Genomic DNA, 20615 nt, shown 5'->3' with positions numbered 1-20615 from the left:
GAGCGAGGCGTCAAGAGTTCGTCCGAATGTAAGGACAAAATGTTGACAGGCCTTCCAGGGGCGGCTAGACCTGACCCCGGTGCCGACGCGAAGGGGACATGGATGGCGACCGATCCGTACGACCTCATCACCATGGGGCGCATCGGGGTGGACCTCTACCCCCTCCAGACCGGCGTCCCGCTCGCCCGGGTCGAGACGTTCGGCAAGTTCCTCGGCGGCTCGCCCTCCAATGTGGCGGTCGCCGCGGCCCGCCTCGGCCGCCGCGCCGCGCTGATCACCCGTACGGGCGCGGACCCGTTCGGCGAGTATCTGCACCAGGAACTGCGGGCGTTCGGCGTGGACGACCAGTGGGTGACGCCGGTCGAGGCGTACCCGACCCCGCTCACCTTCTGCGAGATCTTCCCGCCCGACGACTTCCCGCTCTACTTCTACCGGCAGCCCAAGGCCCCGGATCTGGAGATCCACGAGCACGAGCTGGACCTGGCGGCCATCGCCGCCGCCCGCGTGTTCTGGATGACCGGCACCGGCCTGTCCGCCGAGCCGAGCCGGACGGCCACCCTCGCCGCCCTCGCCGCACGGTCGGCCGCCACCGCCCCGGACGGGCGGGTCACCGTCTTCGACCTGGACTGGCGGCCGATGTTCTGGCCCGACAAGGACGGGGCCCGGCCCCACTACCGCGCGGCCCTCCGGCACGCCACCGTCGCCGTCGGCAACCTCGACGAGTGCGAGATCGCCACCGGCGAGCGCGAGCCGCACCGCGCCGCCCGCGCCCTCCTCGACACGGGCGTCCGCCTCGCCGTCGTCAAGCAGGGCCCCAAGGGCGTCCTCGCCATGACCGCCGACGGCGACACCGCCGACGTACCGCCCGTGCCGGTCGAGGTCGTCAACGGCCTCGGCGCGGGCGACGCGTTCGGCGGGGCGCTGTGCCACGGACTGCTCGCCGGCTGGGACCTGGAGCGGACCGTGCGGTACGCCAACGCCGCCGGCGCCCTCGTCGCCTCCCGGCTCGCCTGCTCCTCCGCGATGCCGTTCCCCGACGAGGTGGAGCAGGTGCTCCGGAGCGGCGGCACGCCGTGACCGTCGACCTCGCGCACCTCGTCACGGTGCGCACCCGCCACCCCGAGGCCGTCGCCGAGGCCGCCGCCCGCCGCAGGCGACGGCCCCTGATCGCCGACTCCGGACGGCTCATGATCGTCGCCGCCGACCACCCCGCCCGGGGCGCCCTGGCCGTGGGCGACCGGCCGCTCGCCATGGCCAACCGCCTCGACCTGCTGGAACGGCTCTGTCTCGCGCTCTCCCGCCCCGGCGTCGACGGCGTCCTCGCCACCGCCGACATCCTCGACGACCTGCTCCTCCTCGGCGCGCTGGAGGACAAGGTGGTCATGGGCTCCATGAACCGAGGCGGCCTCGCCGGAGCCGCCTTCGAGCTCGACGACCGGTTCACCGGCCACCGCCCCGAGGACCTGACACGCCTCGGCTTCGACGCCGGCAAGCTCCTGCTGCGCATCGACCGCGCCGACCCCGGCTCCCTCACCACCCTCACCTCCGCCGCCCGCACCATCGACGCCATGGCCGAGCGGCGGCTCCCCGTCTTCGTCGAACCGTTCCTCTCCCACCGCGACCCCGCCGACGGACGGGTCCGCAACGACCTGAGCCCCGACGCGGTCACCACGTCGCTCGCCATCGCCTCCGGGCTCGCCGGCACCTCCGCGTACACCTGGCTCAAGGTCCCCGTGACCGACGACCCCGACGACATGGCGCGGGTCATGGAGACCACGACGCTGCCCGCCGTCCTCCTCGGCGGCGACGTCGGGCCGGACCAGGACACGGCGTACGAGAAGTGGCGGAGGGCCCTGCGCCTGCCGACCGTCCAGGGCCTGGTGGTGGGCCGGTCGCTGCTCTACCCGGCGGACGGCGACGTCGCCGCCGCCGTCGACACGGCCGTGGGCCTGCTCCGAGGGCCGGTCCAGGAGGGTACGGAGAGATCATGACCGACCAGCAGTTGTACGTCCCGAGGGGCGAGGCGGCCCATGGGCCCTACGCCCTCCACATCGACCCGGAACGGGCCGGCTGGAGCTACTCCGCGCTGCGCGTCCTCGGCCTCGGCCCCGGCGAGTCGCACCTCTTCGCCACCGGGGACAGCGAGTGGATCCTGCTTCCCCTCACCGGCGGCTGTACCGTGCAGGTCGACGGCGAGTTCATCGAACTCCTCGGCAGAGAAAGCGTGTTCAGCGGCGTCACCGACTTCGCCTACCTACCGCGTGACGCCCACACCCAGATCGCCTCCGGCGCGGGAGGCCGCTTCGCCCTGGCAGGAGCGAAGTGCGAGCGACGACTCCCCGCTCGCTACGGCCCCGCGCCGGAGGTACCGGTGGAAGCACGCGGCAACGGGATCTGCGCCCGCCAGGTGCGCAACTTCGCCGCCGCCGACACCTTCGACTGCGACCGGCTCATCGCCGTCGAGGTCATCACCCCCGGCGGGAACTGGTCCTCCTACCCGCCCCACAAACACGACGAGCACCTCCCCGGCGAGGAGGCGGAGCTGGAGGAGATCTACTACTTCGAGATCGACGGCGGTGGAGTCGGCTACCAGCGCGTGTCGCCCTCGCGCCCCGGGGGCGCCGACGTCCTCGCCGAGGTCCGCAGCGGCGACGCCGTCCTCGTACCGGACGGCTGGCACGGCCCGTCCATCGCCGCGCCCGGGCACACCATGTACTACCTCAACGTCATGGCCGGGCCGGGCGAGGAGCGGCAGTGGAAGATCCGCTTCCATCCCGACCACCGCACAGAGGGATACCGATGAGCACCCGACGACTCACCACCGCCCAGGCGCTCGTCGCCTTCCTGGCCCGTCAGTACACCGAACGCGACGGGCAGCGCCACCGGCTCATCAACGCCACCTGGGGCATCTTCGGCCACGGCAATGTGGCGGGCATCGGCCAGGCCCTCCTCGAGTACGCGGACGAGATGCCGTACCTCCAGGGCCGCAACGAGCAGGCCATGGTCCACGCCGCCGTGGGGTACGCCCGCCAGGCGAACCGCCTCTCCGCCCATGCCGTCACCACCTCCATCGGCCCCGGCGCCACCAACCTCGTCACCGGCGCCGCCCTCGCCACCATCAACCACCTGCCGGTGCTGCTCCTGCCCGGCGACACCTTCGCCACCCGCCCCGCCGACCCGGTCCTCCAGCAGCTCGAAGTCCCCTACGCCGGTGATGTGTCCGTCAACGACACCCTCCGTCCGGTGTCGAGGTACTTCGACCGGATCACTCGCCCCGAAGCGCTGATCCCGGCGGCGATGCACGCCATGCGCGTCCTCGCCGACCCGGCCGCGACCGGTGCGGTCACGCTCGCGCTGCCTCAGGACGTGCAGGCGGAAGGCTTCGACTGGCCGGAGGAGTTCTTCGCCGAGCGCGTCTGGCGGGTGCGCCGGCCGCAGCCCGACACGGCCGGGCTGGACGCCGCCGTCCGGGCCGTCACGGCGGCCGAACGCCCCCTGATCGTCGCGGGCGGCGGTGTCCACCACAGCCGCGCCGAAGCCGCCCTCCAGGAGTTCGCCGCCGCGACCGGCATCCCCGTCGCCTCCACCCAGGCCGGCAAGGGCTCCCTGCCCCATGACCACCCGGCCGACGTGGGCGCCATCGGGCACACCGGCACCTCCACCGCCAACCGCCTCGCCCGCACCGCCGACCTGGTGATCGGCGTCGGCACCCGCTACTCCGACTTCACCACCGCCTCCGCCACGCTCTTCGCCCACCCCGGCGTCCGGTTCGTCAACCTCAACATCACCGGCTTCGACGCCCACAAGATGGCCGCCCTCCCGCTGGTCGCCGACGCCCGCGAGGGACTGGAGCACCTCGCGCAGGCCCTCGGCGGACACACCGTCCCAGCGGGGTACGCGGCCGAGTACGCGGAGCTCAAGGCCGCGTGGGAGGCGCGCGTGACCTCCGCGTACACCCCCGCGAGCGACGACGCGCGTCCCACCCAGCCGCAGGTCCTCGGCGCACTCGACACCCTGGTCGGCGGCGACGACATCCTGATCAACGCCGCCGGCTCCCTCCCCGGAGACCTCCACAAGCTCTGGCGGACCCGTTCCCGGGACCAGTACCACGTCGAATACGGGTACTCCTGCATGGGCTACGAGATCCCCGCCGCCATCGGCGTCGCCCTCGCCGCCCCCGGCCGCCCCGTCTGGGCCCTGGTCGGCGACGGTACGTACCTGATGAATCCCACCGAAATCGTCACCGCCGTCCAGGAGAACATCCCCATCAAGGTCGTCATCCTCCAGAACCACGGGTACGCCTCGATCGGCGGCCTGTCCGCATCCGTGGGTGCCGAGCGGTACGGCACCGCCTACCGCTACCGGGCCCCTGACACCACGTACACCGGCGACCCGCTCCCCGTCGACCTGGCCGCCAACGCGGGCAGCCTCGGTATGCGCGTCCTGCGTGCCCACACCATCCGTGACCTGCGAGAAGCCCTCGCCGAAGCGCGCGCGGCGACCGTTCCCACATGTGTCTACGTCGAGACCGAAACGGCAGACACAGTGTCGGGCGCGCCCGCCTCCGAGGCATGGTGGGATGTGCCCGTGGCCGAGACCGCGACCCGCACGTCGGCGGTCAAGGCCCGCGAGGAGTACGACCGGCAAGTCGCAGCCCGACGCCGCCATCTGTGAAGGAGCTTTTCGTCATGACGAAGACCGTCAACCACTGGATCGGTGGCAAGACCGTCGAAGGCGCGTCGGGCAACTGGGGTCCGGTCACCGACCCGGCGACCGGCGCCGTCACCACGCGGGTCGCCCTCGCCTCCGCCGAGGAGGTCGACGCCGCCGTCGCCGCGGCCAAGGCCGCGTACGCGACGTGGGGCACGTCCTCGCTGGCCCAGCGCACCACCGTGCTGTTCAAGTACCGCGCGCTGCTCGACGCCCACCGCGACGAGATCGCCGCCCTGATCACCGCCGAGCACGGCAAGGTCCACTCCGACGCCCTCGGCGAGGTCGCGCGCGGCCTGGAGATCGTGGAGCTGGCGTGCGGGATCACCGTCCAGCTCAAGGGCGAGCTGTCCACCCAGGTCTCCAACCGGGTCGACGTCGCCGCCATCCGCCAGCCGCTCGGCGTGGTCGCCGGCATCACGCCGTTCAACTTTCCGGCGATGGTGCCGATGTGGATGTTCCCGCTGGCCATCGCCTGCGGTAACACCTTCGTGCTCAAGCCCAGCGAGAAGGACCCGTCCGCCGCCAACCTGCTCGCCGAGCTGGCCTCCCAGGCCGGCCTGCCCGACGGCGTCCTCAACGTCGTCCACGGCGACAAGGTCGCGGTCGACGCGCTGCTGGAGCACCCGGACGTCGCCGCCGTCTCCTTCGTCGGCTCGACCCCGATCGCGAAGTACATCCACACCACCGCCTCCGCGAACGGCAAGCGCGTCCAGGCCCTCGGCGGCGCCAAGAACCACATGCTGGTGCTGCCCGACGCCGACCTCGACGCGGCCGCCGACGCGGCGGTCTCGGCGGCGTACGGCTCGGCGGGCGAGCGCTGCATGGCGATCTCGGCCGTCGTCGCGGTCGGCGCCATCGGCGACGAGCTCGTACAGAAGATCCGCGAGCGCGCGGAGAAGATCAAGATCGGCCCCGGCAACGACCCGACGTCCGAGATGGGCCCGCTGATCACCGCAGCCCACCGCGACAAGGTCGCCTCGTACGTCACGGGCGCCGCCGCCCAGGGCGCGGAGGTCGTCCTCGACGGCACCGGGTACACGGTCGACGGTCACGAGGACGGCCACTGGATCGGCCTGTCGCTGCTCGACAAGGTGTCGACCGACTCCGACGCGTACCGCGACGAGATCTTCGGCCCGGTGCTGTGCGTGCTGCGCGCGGACACCTACGAGGAGGGCGTCCGCCTCATCAACGACTCGCCGTTCGGCAACGGCACCGCGATCTACACCCGCGACGGCGGCGCCGCCCGCCGCTTCCAGCTGGAGGTCCAGGCGGGCATGGTCGGCGTGAACGTCCCGATCCCGGTGCCGGTCGGCTACCACTCCTTCGGCGGCTGGAAGGACTCGCTCTTCGGCGACCACCACATCTACGGCAACGACGGCGTGCACTTCTACACGCGCGGCAAGGTCGTCACCACCCGCTGGCCCGACCCGTCCGAGGCCCCGGCCGGCGTGGACCTGGGTTTCCCGCGCAACCACTGACACATCCCGCCCGGAGAAGACGGCCGGCCCCGACCGGGGCCGGCCGTTGATCTTTTCCGGAAGAACCGAGACCGAGACCGAGACCGAGAACGAGAACGAACCGAAGTACCGCGTCCACGCCCTCCGCATGACGTGGATCGAGCCGAGTTCCAGACGGCTGCCGCCGCTGCCGAATCGAAGCGCCCCCCAGGTCACCCCCGAGCCGCCTCGTACGCCCGGGAAGCTCCGGCTGAGGGCTGTGCCAACGAGACATCAAGGAGATGTTTACGGCACGCGTGTCTGATGGAGCGGACCCACACTGTCGGCGACCAGCACGTGACCACAGACAAGGGGGGACTGTGCTCCGCATACATTTCAGCAGTGCAGATCTCGGACGGCTTCGGCTGGCTGCGCAACCGGACGTGATGTGGGAGACCGTCTTGAGTCTTCACCAACTGGTCGGACCGGACCCCTTCTTCGCACCCTGGAACCGTCTCGCACGCAAAGCCCTGGTGGACACGGGAGCGGGCCGGGACGTGCACCTCCTGACGACGCTCGCTCCCGTCAGCTCCTACTTCCCCGACTTCCTGACGCCATCGGGACACCACACGGACCTCGACGGCGCCGTCGAAGAAGCGCTGTCCACCGGCAGAGGACGCCTGCGCACCGAGATCGACAGACTCTCGGGCTCCCAGTCACGTCCGCCGGCATGGCTCGACGACATCGCTGCCGGACGCCCCCGTGCCCTGCGCCGGCTCGGCAGCGCTTGCCCGGTGCGGCAAGCGACCGGCCGGGCCTCGCGGGGGGGCGAAGCGGGAGGGGGGCGAAGCGGCTGATGCCCGAGGAGCGCCCCTGCCCCGGCGGGTGCGGAGCTCCTCGGGCCTTTCACCCCATGACGGTCCTAGAACAGCGAGTGCAGCAGCTTGTTCGGGGAGCCCGTGAGCGCGTTCTGCACCTTGCCGCTCGTGGCGTTGTTCACCAGCGCGTTCCGCACCTGCGCCGGGGATGCGGTCGGGTGCTTCGACAGGTACAGGGCCGCCACGCCCGCCGTGTGGGGCGCCGCCATCGACGTACCGGAGATGGTGTTCGTCGCCGTGTCGCCGGTGCGCCAGGCCGAGGTGACCTTCACGCCCGGCGCGAAGAGGTCCACGCAGGTGCCGTAGTTGGAGAACGAGGCACGCCTGTCCGCGTTGTCCGTCGCGCCGACCGTGATGGCCTCGGGCACGCGCGCCGGGGAGGTGTTGCAGGCGTTCTCCGGCAGGCCCAGGATGTTGCCGTTGCCGGCCGCGACGGCGTACGAGATGCCCGACGCGATCGACCGCTTGACGGCGTTGTCGAGGGACGTGTTGGCACCGCCGCCCAGGCTCATGTTGGCGACCGCCGGCTTGACGGCGTTCGCCGTCACCCAGTCCACGCCCGCGATGACCCCGGCGATCGTGCCGGAGCCGTTGCAGTCCAGGACGCGGACCGCGACGAGCTTGGCGGCCTTGGCCACGCCGTACGTCTTCCCGCCGACCGTGCCGGCGACATGCGTGCCGTGGCCCTGGCAGTCCTGCCCGTTCTGACCGCCGCCGACGGTGTCCGTCCCGACGACCGCCCGCCCGCCGAACTCGCTGTGCGAGGTGCGGATGCCGGTGTCGATGATGTACGCGTTCACGTTCGACGCGGTGGTGTCGTACGTGTACGTCGTCGACAGCGGCAGGTTGCGCTGGTCGATCCGGTCGAGGCCCCAGGTGGCGTTCGGCTGGGTGGCGTTGAGGCGGACGGTCTGGTTCTGCTCGACGTACGCGACCCTCGGGTCGGCGGCGAGCGCGGTGGCCTCCGCCTTCGACATGGTGGCGGAGAACCCGTCGAGCACGCTGCGGTACTGGTGCCGCGGTGTGACGCCGAGGTCGGCGGCGCGTGTCGAGCCGTCCTTGAGGACGACGATCCAGCTGTTCGACACGGCGGTTTCCGCGGGGGCGAGACGGAGGTCGCCGACCTGCGCGCCGTGCGCGGTGGGGGAGACGGCGAACTGCAGACCGGCGGCGAGCGTGACGGCGGGTATCAGTGCGCCGATGCGGCGCTGTGCGGTGGGACGCGCGGCCACAGGACGTATGGCCATGGGACGCCGGGGCCTGCGGGATGGGGCTCTCATCTCGGGGGCACCTGACCTTTCTTCCGGACGGCCCCACAGCGTCTCGGCTGATCATGTACCGCACAATAGTGCTAGTCGGTCCTCCTCACTTCGTCGCCGAATTCCCACGTGAGCATGGCGAATTCTCCATCGTCACCCGCACCGGCCGAGCGATACGTCGCCAATGCCGGATCGTTGCCGGTGTCCACGCCGACCCACATGTCGTAGCAGCCCCGCTCCCTGGCGGCGGCTGCCAGCGCCTCCGTCAGCGCCCGGCCGATACCCCGCCTCCGATACGCCTCGTCGACGGACAACTCGTACAGGCACATCTCCGCGCCCTTGTCCGGGTGCAGCATCTCGATGCCCGACACCATCCCGGCCGGGACGCCGTCGAGGGTTGGGGTCTCCCCTGCTCGAACGAAGTTGAGAGCTTGGGGAAGATCAGCATCAGGTGGTCCGGCGCGGCGAGGAACCGCCCGGCCCACTCGGGGCGCGCCGGGCCGTCGTACAGGTGCTGCGCCGCCATGAGCTCGTCGACGGCCGTCGCACGGCGGATCTCCATGTCAGGTCCCTTCGTGTACCGCGTCCGGTGTACGGCGACGGTAGTGCGTACGCCTCAGGGAGGCCTCCGAGTTCCGCCGTACGGCAGCCGAGCCGGGGCAGCGGGCCGCTTAGGGTCTAGACATGCAGATCCGAATTCCGCGCCGCGCCGCGGCCGCCACAGCCGCCGCCGTCGTGCTGCTCGCGGGTGCCGGCACATGGACGGCGGTGGCCTCGGAGGACGAGGCCGCCCCGCGCCGCGAGGACCGAGTGCTGGAGATGCCGGGAGCGAGGATCGACACCTCGTTCTTCACCTCCGGCCCCGCCGACGCGCGCCGCCCCGCCGTGCTCCTCGGGCACGGCTTCGGCGGCAGCAAGGACGATGTGCGCGCACAGGCCGAGAAACTGGCCCGTGACGGGTACGCCGTGCTGACCTGGTCCGCGCGCGGCTTCGGCGGCTCGACGGGACGCATCGGGCTCAACGACCCGGACTTCGAGGTCAAGGACGTGTCGCGGCTCATCGACTGGCTCGCGAAACGCCCCGAGGTACGGCTGGACGGGGCGAACGACCCGAGGGTGGGCGTGTCGGGCTCGTCGTACGGCGGGGCGATCTCCCTGCTGGCGGCCGGGTACGACAAGCGGGTGGACGCGATCGCGCCGCAGATCACCTACTGGAACCTGGCGGAGGCGCTCTTCCCGGACGGCGTCTTCAAGAAACTGTGGGCCGGCATCTTCTTCACCACCGGCACGGTGGCGTCGTCGGACCAGCCGCCGCGCCGTACGCCCGACGAGGGCGACCAGCCCCCGGGCCGCGCGCCCGGCCAGGACGAGGCACCAGGTCAGGACGCGGCCCCGGCGGAATCCGGACCGGCCAGGGCCGCCGCCCCACCCGCCGCGCCCACCGCCGCCTGTGGCCGGTTCCAGGATGTGCTGTGCGCCATGTACGAACGGGTCGCCGTCACCGGGAAGCCGGACGCCGCCGCCCGGGCGCTGCTCGAAGCGCGCAGCCCGTCCGCCGTCGGCGACCGCATCAAGGTGCCCACGCTCATCGTCCAGGGGCAGGCCGACTCCCTCTTCCCGCTGTCGCACGCCGACGCCATCGCCAAGGCCGTCCGCGCGGGCGGCGCACCCGTCGCCGTCGACTGGATCGCCGGCGGGCACGACGGCGGAGACCGGGAGACCGAGCGCGTCCAGGCACGCATCGGCGCCTGGTTCGACCGGTACCTCAAGGAGGACACCGGCGCCGACACCGGCCCCGCCTTCCGGGTCAGCCGCACCGGCGGCGTCGACTCCACCGACGGACAGGCCAAGCTGCGCGGTGCCTCCGGCGACAGCTACCCCGGCCTCCGCAACGGCGACCGCACCATCGCCCTCACCGGCACGCGGAGCGGAACCGGCCCGGGTACGGGTGCCGGCTCAGGAACCGGCACCGGCGGCCCGCAGACCTTCCGCAACCCCGCCGGGGCCACCCCGCCCGCCATCTCCGCCGTCCCGGGCGTCGGCGGCGGACTGTCCCAGCTGTCGTCGCTCGGGGTGGGCCTGTCGCTCGACTTCCCCGGACAGCACGCCCGGTTCGAGTCCCAGCCCCTCGCCGAGCCGCTGCGCATCACCGGCTCGCCCACCGTCCGGGTCACCGTCACCTCCAGCACCGGCGAGGCGGTCCTCTTCGGCAAGGTGTACGACGTCGCCCCCGACGGCCGCCGGCAGGTGCTGCCCGCCCAGCTCGTCACCCCGATCCGCGTCGAGGGCGCCGCGAAGGGCAAGGCCGTCGAGCTGACGCTGCCGACCATCGACCACGAGATCGAGGCGGGCCACCGGCTGCGCCTCGTCCTCGCCGCCACCGACCTCGGCTACGCCTCCCCAGTGACCCCGGCGACGTACACCGTCGACGTGACGAGCGGCCTGTCCGTACCGACTGCCCCCGCCGTGCGCACCCAGGCCGCAGGCCTGCCCTGGTGGGTGTGGGGCCTCCCGGCTGCCGGCGCCCTGATCGCCGCCGCCCTGCTGCTGACCGCCCGCCGCCGCACCACCGCACCCGCGCCCGATCCCGAACTCGCCGACGTTCCGCTCCAGATCACCGGACTGACGAAGAAGTACGCCAGGTCCGCCGACCGTTACGCCGTCCGGGACCTGTCCTTCCGTGTGGAGAAGGGCCAGGTCCTCGGGCTCCTCGGCCCGAACGGCGCCGGCAAGACCACCACCCTGCGCATGCTCATGGGCCTGATCACCCCCGACGACGGAGAGATCCGGGTGTTCGGGCACGCGATCCGGCCGGGCGCGCCCGTCCTGTCCCGGGTGGGCGCGTTCGTCGAGGGCGCCGGCTTCCTGCCGCACCTGTCCGGACGGGAGAACCTGGAGCTGTACTGGCGGGCCACCGGCCGCCCCGCCGAGGACGCCCACATCGACGAAGCGCTGGAGATCGCCGGTCTCGGCGACGCCCTGGCCCGCGCCGTGCGCACCTATTCGCAGGGCATGCGGCAGCGGCTCGCCATCGCCCAGGCCATGCTCGGCCTGCCGGACCTCCTCATCCTCGACGAACCGACCAACGGACTCGACCCGCCACAGATCCGCGAGATGCGGGACGTGATGATCCGGTACGCGGCCGGGGGCCGGACCGTCATCGTCTCCAGCCACCTCCTGTCGGAGGTCGAGCAGTCCTGTACGCACCTGGTCGTCATGGACCGTGGCCGGCTCGTCCAGGCGGGCCCGGTCGCCGAGATCACCGGCGCGGGCGACACCCTGCTCGTCACCACGGCCGGTGACGTGCCGGAACCGCTGGTCGACAAGATCGGCGCCATGCCGGGCATCGGCTCGGTGGTCCGTACGGACGGCGGCCTGCTCGTACGGCTGGACGGTGCGACCGCCACCGCACTGATCGCCGAACTCGTCCGGCTGGACGTCCCATTGACCGGCGTCGGCCCGCACCGCCGCCTGGAGGACGCGTTCCTCACCCTGATCGGAGGAGGAGGATCCGTATGAGCGCCCCTGGGACCGCCCTGGTCCAGTCCGCGCCCGGCTACCGGGCCGGGCACACCCTGCCGCTGCGTGTCGAAGCCGTACGCCAGTGGAAGCGGCGCCGCACCCTCGTCATGGGCGCGATCCTGGCCGCCCTGCCCTTCGTGCTGATCGCCGCCTTCGCGATCGGCGGCGGACCGGACGGGCGCGGCAACGACCGGATCACCCTGATGGACACGGCGACCGCGTCGGGCGCCAACTTCGCCGCGACCTGCCTGTTCGTCTCGGCCGGCTTCCTGCTGGTGGTGCCGGTGGCGCTGTTCTGCGGCGACACGGTCGCGTCCGAGGCCAGTTGGTCCTCCCTCCGCTACCTCCTGGCCGCGCCCGTGCCCCGAGCCCGGCTGCTGTGGTCGAAGCTGGCCGTGGCGCTCGCCTTCAGCGCGGCCGCGATGCTGCTGCTGCCGCTGGTGGCTCTGGCGGCGGGGACGGTCGCATACGGCTGGGGGCCACTGCAACTGCCCACGGGCGGCTCCCTCGCCACGGCCGACACGGTGCCCCGCCTCGCGCTGGTCGTCGCCTTCATCTTCGTCTCCCAACTGGTCACGGCGGGCCTCGCTTTCTGGCTGTCGACGAAGACCGACGCCCCGCTCGGCGCGGTCGGCGGCGCGGTCGGACTGACGATCATCGGCAATGTGCTGGACGCGGTGACGGCGCTCGGCTCCTGGCGGGACTTCCTGCCCGCGCACTGGCAGTTCGCCTGGGCCGACGCGCTCCAGCCGCAACTGGAGTGGGGTGGCATGCTCAAGGGCGCGGCGGTGTCCGTGACGTACGCCCTGGTCCTGTTCGCGCTCGCCTTCCGGGGCTTCGCCCGCAAGGACATCGTGTCCTAGGGCGGTGTGGCCCTGGCCCGGCCTTGACGCCCGGCCGGATCACAGCCAGCCGCGACGAGCCGCTTCCGCTCCCGCCCGGAAGCGGCTCGTCGTGCCCAGGGCGGTGAGCAGCTCGCCCACACGACGGCTGTACGTACGCCCCGATATGCCGAGCCGTGCGGCGGCGGTCTCATCGGTGAGCCCCGCCAGCAGGGCCTCCAGCACCGGCCGCAGATGCGCGGGCAGCGGTCCGGGTGGCGCGGGCCGCGCCGGGATGTCCTCGCCCGTCTCCCACCAGGCGTGGTGGGCCCGCACCAGGGCCTGCACCACGACCGGGTCGCGGATCAGCAGCAGCCCGTTGTAGAGCAGTTCGAGGTCGAGGGGGATGGCGGCGACCGTACGGTCCACCACGATCATCTTGAAGGGGATCGACTGCGTCAGCCTGGCCCGGCCAGGGAGGCGTGCCGCCCCCGCGGCGTCGGCGGCGGTGACCCTGGACAGCGCGTGACGGGGCACGATCTGACGCACCGTGTCCACCCGCTCCCTTGCCGTACGCACACAGGTGTCGGCGAGCTCCAGGAAGGGCTCCGGGATCGGCAGGCCCAGGCAGGCGGCCGGATCGTCGAAGGTGAGCAGCTCATGGCGGGCGGACTCGGTGAGCGCGGCGAGTGTCGCGCAGATCTGTCTCACCCCTCGCACCGGCTGCCCGGCCGGGCGCGGTGCCTGCTGTGGCGCGGCACGCACCGGTGTCGCCTCTCTTAATGCCGCTCGGCCGAGCACGGAGCCCGGAACGTTCGTCACGGCTGACCACCCCCGTCATCCCCTTGCAACGCACGCAACTCCATGTACGCATGTGACTGCGTACCGTGACAATACCCTTTTGAACGGTTGGCGAGTCCAAGCCAAGCGCTGCGCCGGGCCTCACCATCTGCTCCTCGTTGCCGCATCGAGACCCATCCGCAACAGCTTCGTCTGCTCCTTCCGGGGCGTTCGAACGTCACATTCACAAGTGCCGACAGTCCGCGTGGACATGGGACACGCGGACACGAACATGGGGGATTCGCGTGGAGACGTATCGATGGAGGACCGGCGGCAAGGCACGCCGGGCCGCGCTCGCGGCGGCGCTCGCCGGCGGTCTGCTGCTCGTGGGCTGCTCCGGCGGCGCGGGAACCGACCGCGCCACCGCCGGCGACAGCGGCAGGCGTGCACCCGGCGCACCCGCCCCCGCGCCCGGCGCGCAGGACGGCGAACAGCGCCCCGGCGCCGACGGCACGGGCGCGGGCCGAGGTGACGGCCAGGGTGACGAGGTGCGCGAAACCCCGCCCGCCGATTACCTGTCGACGTTCGCGCTGGACGTCGACACCGCCTCGTACGGCTACGCCCGCCGCACCCTCGCCGAGGGCAGGCTGCCCGCGGCGGACACCGTGCGCCCCGAGGAGTTCGTCAACAGCTTCCGCCAGGACTATCCGAAGCCCGACGGCAACGGCTTCACCGTGACCGTCGACGGCGCCCGTACACAGGCCGATGACTGGTCCCTCGTCCGCGTCGGCCTGGCCACCCGGCCCTCCGACCGGCACGGCGCCCGCCCGCCCGCCGCCCTGACGTTCGTCGTCGACATCTCCGGCTCGATGGGCGAACCGGGCCGCCTCGACCTGGTCAGGGAATCCCTGGGCGTCCTCACCGACCAGCTGCGCGACGACGACTCGGTCGCCCTGGTCACCTTCAGCGACGAGGCCGAGACCCGGCTGCCCATGACCCGTGTCGAAGGCAACCGCGACCGCATCCACGACGTCGTCGACGGGCTGGAGACCACGTCCTCCACCAACGTCGAGGCGGGCGTGACCACCGGTTACGACACCGCAGTCGAAGGCCACCGCAAGGACGCCACCAACCGGGTCGTCCTGCTGTCCGACGCGCTGGCCAACACCGGCGAGACCGAGGCGGAGGCCATCCTGGACCGGATCGAGGACGAGCGGCGCGAGTACGGGATCACGCTCTTCGGGGTCGGCGTCGGCAGCGAGTACGGCGACGCCTTCATGGAGCAGCTCGCCGACAAGGGCGACGGCCACACCACGTACGTCTCCACCTCCGAGCAGGCCCGCAAGGTCTTCGTCGACCAACTGCCCGCCCACGTCGAGCTGCGCGCCCGGGACGCGAAGGCGCAGGTGGTGTTCGACCCGAAGACGGTGGAGAAGTTCCGGCTGATCGGATACGAGAACCGGCAGGTCGCCGACGACGACTTCCGCGACGACCGGGTGGACGGCGGCGAGGTCGGCCCCGGCCACCAGGTGACCGCGCTGTACGCCGTGAAGACCCGGGCGGGCGCCCTCGACCGGAGCGGCCGCCTGGCCACGGCCACCGTCCGGTGGCTCGACCCGGCGTCGCGCGCCCCGCACGAGCGGTCCGGTTCGGTGGAGTCGGGCGCCCTCGGGTCCGGCCTGTGGGACGAGGAGACCAAGCCGGGCCTCCGGGTCGCCGCCGTGGCCGCGTACTTCGCCGACTCGCTGCGCGGCGGTGAACTGCCGGGCGCCCCCACGCGCGGCGAACTCGCCGAGCGGGCGGGCGATCTGGCCCGTACGACCGAGTCCAAGGTGGTGGCGGAGCTGGCCGAGTCGATCCGCCGGGCGAACAGCCTCAGGGACTGACTCCGGGGGGCGCCCCGGGGACTGATCCCGGGGGATCGTCCCAGGGACTGACCCCGGGGACGATCCCCGAGGACTGCCGCCACGCCGGGCCGGCTGCCATGATGACCGCATGCCCACGCTGCTGCTCGCCCTCGCGGTCGTCTCCACCGGCCTGTACGCGGGTTTCATGCTGATCTTCCTGACCGGCGTCATGCCCGCGCTGGCCCGGCTGACGGACGAGCAGTTCGTGACGGCGATGCGGCGCGTCAACGAGTACGTGCCCCGTGCGGTCTTCCTCGCCGTGTTCGCGGGCGTGGTGGTGTTCCCGGCGCTGGCCCTCGCCGTACCGATCGCGGGCCGGTCGGACAGCCAGCGGTGGCTGATCCTCGCCGGACTGGTCTGCGCGGTGCTGGGCCACCTGGTCACCGTGGCCGGGAACATCCCGCTCAACAACGCGCTCGCCGCCTCCGGGGGCCGCGAGCCGGGCCCCGTGCGGGAGGCGTTCGAGTCCCGTTGGAACGCCTTCCACCTGCTTCGTACGCTGCTGATCACGGCGTCCTTCGCCCTGCTGGTCACCGCCTCGCTCACCTGACCCCGGCGTGCGCCGTTTGCAGTACGGCGAGTGGCGGGCGCCACCGTGCCGTGTCCGGATGGTGACGTGACCCTGAGACGGGGGTCACCCACCGACCGACGAGAAACGGACGACCAATCGTGACCCGCACCCACCGCTGGGCCGCCACGGCCTTCACCTGCCTCGCCCTGACCGGCATAGCCGCCGGTCCGGCCTTCGCCACGACCCCGGCCGACGGCACCGGCCTCGCCACCGACGCGGCGTTCCTGCGCGCCTCCCACCAGGGCAACCTGACCGAGATCGCGGCGGGGAAGGACGCCCAGAAGAACGCCACCACCGACTGCGTGAAGAACGTGGGCAAGGTGCTCGTCCGCGACCACACCAAGCTCGACGCGGACACCAGGGCCCTCGCCGACAAGCAGGGCGTCGACCTGCCCGCCGCCCCCTCGAAGGAACAGCAGGACACGCTCGCCGCCGTCATGGCCAAGGCGGGCACCAAGGCCTACGACAAGGCCTGGCTCGACGCCCAGGCCGCCGCCCACGAGAAGACCCTGGCACGGATCGACAACCAGATCGCCCACGGCAAGAACGCCGAGGTGACCGCTGCCGCCAAGGCCGCCCGCCCGGTCGTCGCCATGCACCTGGACATGGTGCGCGGGGGCGAGTGCCACGCCGCCTCGGCGACGCACCCGAAGGCCATCCACGCCGGCAACGGCGGTCACGTCGCGACGTCCCTGGCGGCCGAGGTCCCGGTCGCGCTCGCCGTGCCCGCCGTGGCGGTCGGCGGCGTCCTGGTGGCCGGGGGAGCCTTCTGGGCCGCCTCCCGCATGCGCCGCAACGACAACCGCTGACACCGGTGGGCATGTGGCCACGAGACGAGCCCGGTCCGGACCGCGTACTGGTCCGGACCGGGCTCGCTGCGGTCGCCACGGCGGTCGTCGCGTACCTCTTCCCGTTCTTCCCGGCCCCCGCGCGGGCGCCGGACGCGGGCACCCTGCCGGGGGCGGCCGCCGCACCGCCGACGGCCGCCCGGAGGGCGCCGGCGCACTCCCCGCCCGTATCCCTCGGCATCCCGGGCCACCTGCGCCCCGTACCGGTCGACCCGGTCACCGCCGACGCGGCCGGGGTCATGGCCGTGCCCGCATCCCCCACCCGCCTCGGCTGGTGGGCGCTCGGCGCCTCCCCGGGCGCCGCGCACGGCACCGTCCTGCTGGCCGGCCACCTCGACTCCGCCGCCGAGGGCGCGGGCCCCTTCGAGGCCCTGCACGACGTACCCATGGGCACCCGCGCCCACGTCACCACGGCGGACGGCCGACGCCACACGTACCGGATCGTCGCCCGCCGCACCCACGCCAAAAAGGCCCTGCCGCAGGACCTGTTCACACCCCGGGGCGCCGCCCGTCTGGCACTGGTCACCTGCACCGGCGATTTCGACCCCGACGCGCACGCGTACGCCGAGAACCTCGTCCTCTACGGGGAGCCGGTCCCGTAGCACGGACTCACCTTGCCCCGGTCCGCGCGCACGGACGCCGGGCCGTTTACTGCTGGGGTGCGCAGGGCTGCCTGACGCTCGGTCAACTACCGGCAACTGAGGCTGTTTTACTGGTACTTGTGGAGCGCCGGCCGGTGCACGGTGGCGTGAGGCGACCGCGGCGAGCTGCACACTCGCATGGCGGAATTCCCCGCTCCTCTTTAAGAAATCGAGTCCTGATTCGAGGACGGAAGAGCATCTCACCGCCCGAAATCCCGCAATGGTTTTCCGGCGCCACGAGGGGCCATGGCACACATTGCCCCATTTGGGCGCCGCCGGAGTGCGGCCTCCGCTTCACCTGAACCTCATATCTTGCTCAAATGGCGTGCCACTTGAGCGCGCCGGCCCTATATTGACCTTCGTAAACAAAAGGCGCGGACATGCCAACCCCCGATTACGGGAATTCCCTGGATTGACCCTCCAGGGCCGGTTGAGTATGCAAGCTTCTGCGGGGGTGCTGACCAGTCGACCACCCCGGCATGAGCTCGGCGTCCTGGTTGAAAGCTTTTTCTTGACTGCAGTCGAATTACCTTGGGTTGCAGTTCCCTCCAGCAGAGAAGAGAAACTGATGGCCAATTCGTTCACCCGCCTGGCCGTGGTCGGCGTGGCCGCCGCCACGATGCTCACCGTCACTGCGTCACCGGCCCTGGCCGCGGACCAGAACAGGACCCTGAGCAACAGTCACGGCAAGATGACCTACAACGACTCTGTGGACGTGTTCACGATCTGCGACACCAGCGCGGACGGTCACGGCGTCTCGGGTGGTCTCACGCGCTGGTACTCGTCGGCACACATCACGTACAAGGAGAACGCCTTCACCATCAACGATGGTGGCGACGCCGGATGCGACAAAATAGGCTACGACGTCAAGGGCTACCCCAACAACTACGCCATGTATTTCAAGTGGGACGGTGGTGGCGCCACCCAGGCGACCGAGTGGTTCTCTGAGTAGGACCTCGGCCGAGCAGTTCGCGTTGACGGCTGCGGAACTGCTGATGCCCGAGCAGGCAGGCTCTCGGATGTCCTGCCCGCATTGAGGTCGGGCACGTCCCGGCATGGGCGCAAGACCGGCGCCCGGTTGAAAGCAGTTTGCTGTAGTTCAATCCAGCAGAGTGAATAGCCTGCCTGGAATGTCATTCAGAACTGTTCCGACCGTGGCGGCCGCTCGTGATCATGCCGGTTCCCCGGCGCGTACAAAGATCCTTGACTGCGAATGTGACGGCCTGAACGTGCCATCGGCCGCGGGGCGAGAGTCACTGCATTCCCGCCGAATGGAGAGTCGAGGATCTTGTACGCGAATGGGGTCATGGACTCCAGGGTGTCGGGGAAGCGTGTCGGCCGGTCCCGGTCAGGGATATTCCGCCGTACCCCGGAAGTCGGAACGTCAAGCTGAAACGGGCCGCTGCTGCAGCCCTGCGCGTACGGCTGCAGCAGCGGGCCTATTGGTCCTTGCCTCTCCCCTCGACGGCAACGCAGCGGCCTCCACCCGCGGCGAAGCGAAGTTCAGGCCGTCAACTGCGCAGTCAAGGATCCGTACGTCGCGGAGGCTCGCGACCCTCCCGGACGTGCTCTGCCGGGCGGCACCTGATTCGTGATGAACGGAGCCGGGGGGTTCCAGACCCGGCGGGAGGAAACTTCCGCGAACAGGCACAGCAGCAGCGCTCCGTAGTCCCGGGAAGTGAAAGGCATTCGGAAGGCGACTATGGACGCCCACGAGAAGCAGCATTTTCGCAGGTTTGTGGCGAGGAAATCGCCAGGATTGCTCCATGTGGCCATGCGCCTCAGCGGTGGCGATCAGCACGCCGCCGAGGACCTGCTGCAGCGCGCCCTGGTGAAGACCGCCAGGCGCTGGCACCGGATTGACGAGCCAGAGGCGTACGTACGCGAGCTGCTCTGCCGCCGGCAGGCCGGACGCCGCGAGCCGTCGGAGAGGCCGGCGGGTGGTGAGAGTGTCAGCGCGGCCGGGCTACGGCTTCACGGTGCGCCGAGCGCGGGCCCTGCTCGGCCCGAGGCGGAACGTGAGCAGCGGGTGTGCGAGACGGTGAAGGCGAACGCACCGGAGGTACGGCTGTCCGACGACTTCACCGAGCGGGTGCACCGGTCGTTGCGGCGCCGCAAGGCACGCGGCTTCGTGGTGGCCGGGGTGGTCGCGGCGATCGTCGCGGTGGGAGTCGCGGTGCCGCTGGCCGTGGATGGCGGTGGTACGCCAGGGCGGCCCGCAGCCGAGCTCGACACCCCGGAGGTGGTGGCGCATGCCGAGCAGTCGCCGCCGCGGGACTTGGTCGCCGCAGGGCGGATCGCCGTCTCGGCGCATTACACGACGAAGCTGGTGAAGCAGCCGGACGGCGACGCGATCGGCACCTACGAGTGGAGCCTGCTCAACACGGCTACCGGGCGGTACGAGAAGACCGACTGGGCCTGGCTCGATGTCGCCCCGGGAATGCAGACCGCGGCGGTGCTGGAGCGCGATCTGCCGGTCAACCGGATCGGGCTGCTGGAGCTGGCCACGGGCAAGGTGAAGCGCTGGATCGAGGTCGACGAGGGAGTCGGCGGTGTGCAGTTCTCGCCGGACGGCAAGCGCCTGGTGGCGACGGCGTACGGTCTCCACCCGGACCGCTTCTTCAAGGACGCGTCGTACCAGCTGAACGACAAGACGGTACCGGGGCCGAAGCCGAGCCGCACCGGCTACTACGTCATCGATGTCGCGTCCGGCCAGGCGCACTTCGCCGAGCTGCCACCCAGGAAGAACGAGCGCGCGGCCGGCCCCGGGGGCGGGCGTCAGGACGTGCGCTGGAGCCTTGACGGGAAGCTGGTGCGGGAGCCCTGGGGCAACAAGGAGGGCGGCATCTTCCACGACGTGAACGGCAAGCAGATGCCGGTCCCGAAGCAGGAAGCGTCCCTGCCCTCGCCGGGGGCCGTCCTGTCCCGCGACGGAAGGCTGGTAACCGGTGCGTTCGCCGGGGAGGGCGGCCGGATCGTCTCCGAGGTGCTGGATGCGAAGACCGGCAGGCGGGCCGCACTCGTCCCCGGCCAGCAGCTGCTCGCGTGGGCCGACGACAACCACCTCGTCGCCTGGCGGTGCGACCCCGAGCAATGCGAGCCCGGCGAGGGGGAGTTCCGCAACCAGCTGCTCCTGGTCAGCCTGGACGGCAGGACGACGATCCCGCTCACCGGCTTCCGGAAGGCGGAACTGCGCTACGACGGCCGCTGGACCCCGCTGCTCACCCAGCGCTGACCCT

Annotated in this window: 16 protein-coding genes and 1 pseudogene; 14 read left to right on the top strand and 3 right to left on the bottom strand. The window is 71.5% G+C overall.

Features of this window, described 5'->3' with window-relative positions:
- The first annotated feature begins 102 nt into the window (after positions 1–102).
- The 6 genes from iolC to ABT360_RS00525 all read left to right on the top strand — a co-directional run bounded on the left by iolC (position 103) and on the right by ABT360_RS00525 (position 7006).
- Entirely contained in the window at positions 103–1077 is a 975-nt protein-coding gene (gene iolC, locus ABT360_RS00550) for a 5-dehydro-2-deoxygluconokinase (RefSeq protein ID WP_351808449.1), read from the top strand.
- Complete coding sequence (locus tag ABT360_RS00545) at positions 1074–1991, top strand: Cgl0159 family (beta/alpha)8-fold protein (protein WP_351808446.1); 918 nt, start codon at positions 1074–1076, stop codon at positions 1989–1991. Before iolC ends, ABT360_RS00545 begins: the two co-directional genes overlap by 4 nt.
- Positions 1988–2803: a 5-deoxy-glucuronate isomerase gene (iolB, locus tag ABT360_RS00540; protein WP_351808443.1), complete on the top strand. Its 816-nt coding sequence runs from the start codon at positions 1988–1990 to the stop codon at positions 2801–2803. Before ABT360_RS00545 ends, iolB begins: the two co-directional genes overlap by 4 nt.
- Positions 2800–4674 (top strand): 3D-(3,5/4)-trihydroxycyclohexane-1,2-dione acylhydrolase (decyclizing), encoded by a 1875-nt coding sequence (gene iolD / locus ABT360_RS00535; RefSeq protein WP_351808441.1) that lies wholly within the window; start codon positions 2800–2802, stop codon positions 4672–4674. Before iolB ends, iolD begins: the two co-directional genes overlap by 4 nt.
- Positions 4675–4688: 14 nt before the next feature.
- On the top strand, positions 4689–6191 hold the full coding sequence (mmsA, locus tag ABT360_RS00530) for a CoA-acylating methylmalonate-semialdehyde dehydrogenase (protein WP_351808438.1): 1503 nt from the start codon (positions 4689–4691) through the stop codon (positions 6189–6191).
- Positions 6192–6529: 338 nt separating this feature from the next.
- On the top strand, positions 6530–7006 hold the full coding sequence (locus tag ABT360_RS00525; RefSeq protein WP_351808436.1) for a hypothetical protein: 477 nt from the start codon (positions 6530–6532) through the stop codon (positions 7004–7006).
- 65 nt (positions 7007–7071) lie between these two features.
- Here ABT360_RS00525 and ABT360_RS00520 read toward each other — a convergent pair whose 3' ends face one another.
- On the bottom strand, positions 7072–8274 hold the full coding sequence (locus tag ABT360_RS00520) for a S8 family peptidase (RefSeq protein ID WP_444852152.1): 1203 nt from the start codon (positions 8272–8274) through the stop codon (positions 7072–7074).
- Positions 8275–8378: 104 nt separating this feature from the next.
- Positions 8379–8848 (bottom strand): annotated as a pseudogene (locus tag ABT360_RS00515) (GNAT family N-acetyltransferase).
- Between the two features lie 122 nt (positions 8849–8970).
- On the opposite strand from ABT360_RS00515, the gene ABT360_RS00510 reads away from it, so the two are divergent.
- Together ABT360_RS00510 and ABT360_RS00505 are read left to right on the top strand one after the other, a co-directional pair.
- Positions 8971–11805, top strand: a complete 2835-nt coding sequence (locus tag ABT360_RS00510; protein ID WP_351808431.1) for a CocE/NonD family hydrolase — start codon at positions 8971–8973, stop codon at positions 11803–11805.
- Complete coding sequence (locus tag ABT360_RS00505) at positions 11802–12671, top strand: ABC transporter permease (protein ID WP_351808428.1); 870 nt, start codon at positions 11802–11804, stop codon at positions 12669–12671. The genes ABT360_RS00510 and ABT360_RS00505 overlap by 4 nt, the downstream gene beginning before the upstream one ends.
- A 39-nt stretch (positions 12672–12710) precedes the next feature.
- On the opposite strand, the gene ABT360_RS00500 is transcribed toward ABT360_RS00505, so the two are convergent.
- The gene (locus ABT360_RS00500) at positions 12711–13340 is read right to left on the bottom strand and encodes a helix-turn-helix transcriptional regulator (protein ID WP_351808425.1); all 630 of its coding nucleotides are present in this window, start codon (positions 13338–13340) and stop codon (positions 12711–12713) included.
- A gap of 368 nt (positions 13341–13708) precedes the next feature.
- Between ABT360_RS00500 and ABT360_RS00495 the strand changes: the two genes are divergently transcribed.
- The 6 genes from ABT360_RS00495 to ABT360_RS00470 all read left to right on the top strand — a co-directional run bounded on the left by ABT360_RS00495 (position 13709) and on the right by ABT360_RS00470 (position 20611).
- Complete coding sequence (locus ABT360_RS00495) at positions 13709–15295, top strand: YfbK domain-containing protein (protein WP_444852157.1); 1587 nt, start codon at positions 13709–13711, stop codon at positions 15293–15295.
- 109 nt (positions 15296–15404) lie between these two features.
- Entirely contained in the window at positions 15405–15866 is a 462-nt protein-coding gene (locus tag ABT360_RS00490) for an anthrone oxygenase family protein (protein ID WP_351808421.1), read from the top strand.
- A 119-nt stretch (positions 15867–15985) separates the two neighbouring features.
- Entirely contained in the window at positions 15986–16696 is a 711-nt protein-coding gene (locus tag ABT360_RS00485) for a DUF4142 domain-containing protein (protein ID WP_351808419.1), read from the top strand.
- An 11-nt stretch (positions 16697–16707) separates the two neighbouring features.
- Positions 16708–17337 carry a class F sortase gene (locus ABT360_RS00480; RefSeq protein ID WP_351808417.1) on the top strand — a complete coding sequence of 210 codons (630 nt, stop codon included), beginning with the start codon at positions 16708–16710 and terminating at the stop codon, positions 17335–17337.
- Between the two features lie 607 nt (positions 17338–17944).
- Positions 17945–18328 carry a hypothetical protein gene (locus ABT360_RS00475; RefSeq protein WP_351808415.1) on the top strand — a complete coding sequence of 128 codons (384 nt, stop codon included), beginning with the start codon at positions 17945–17947 and terminating at the stop codon, positions 18326–18328.
- A gap of 822 nt (positions 18329–19150) precedes the next feature.
- Positions 19151–20611, top strand: coding sequence for a hypothetical protein (locus ABT360_RS00470; protein ID WP_351808956.1), 1461 nt, complete (start codon positions 19151–19153; stop codon positions 20609–20611).
- Positions 20612–20615 lie beyond the last annotated feature (4 nt).

Source organism: Streptomyces sp. NPDC000229 (assembly GCF_040300825.1).
GTDB lineage: Bacteria > Actinomycetota > Actinomycetes > Streptomycetales > Streptomycetaceae > Streptomyces.
The sequence above is the reverse complement of the archived record's forward strand: the minus strand, read 5'-3'. Positions and strand labels throughout refer to the sequence as shown.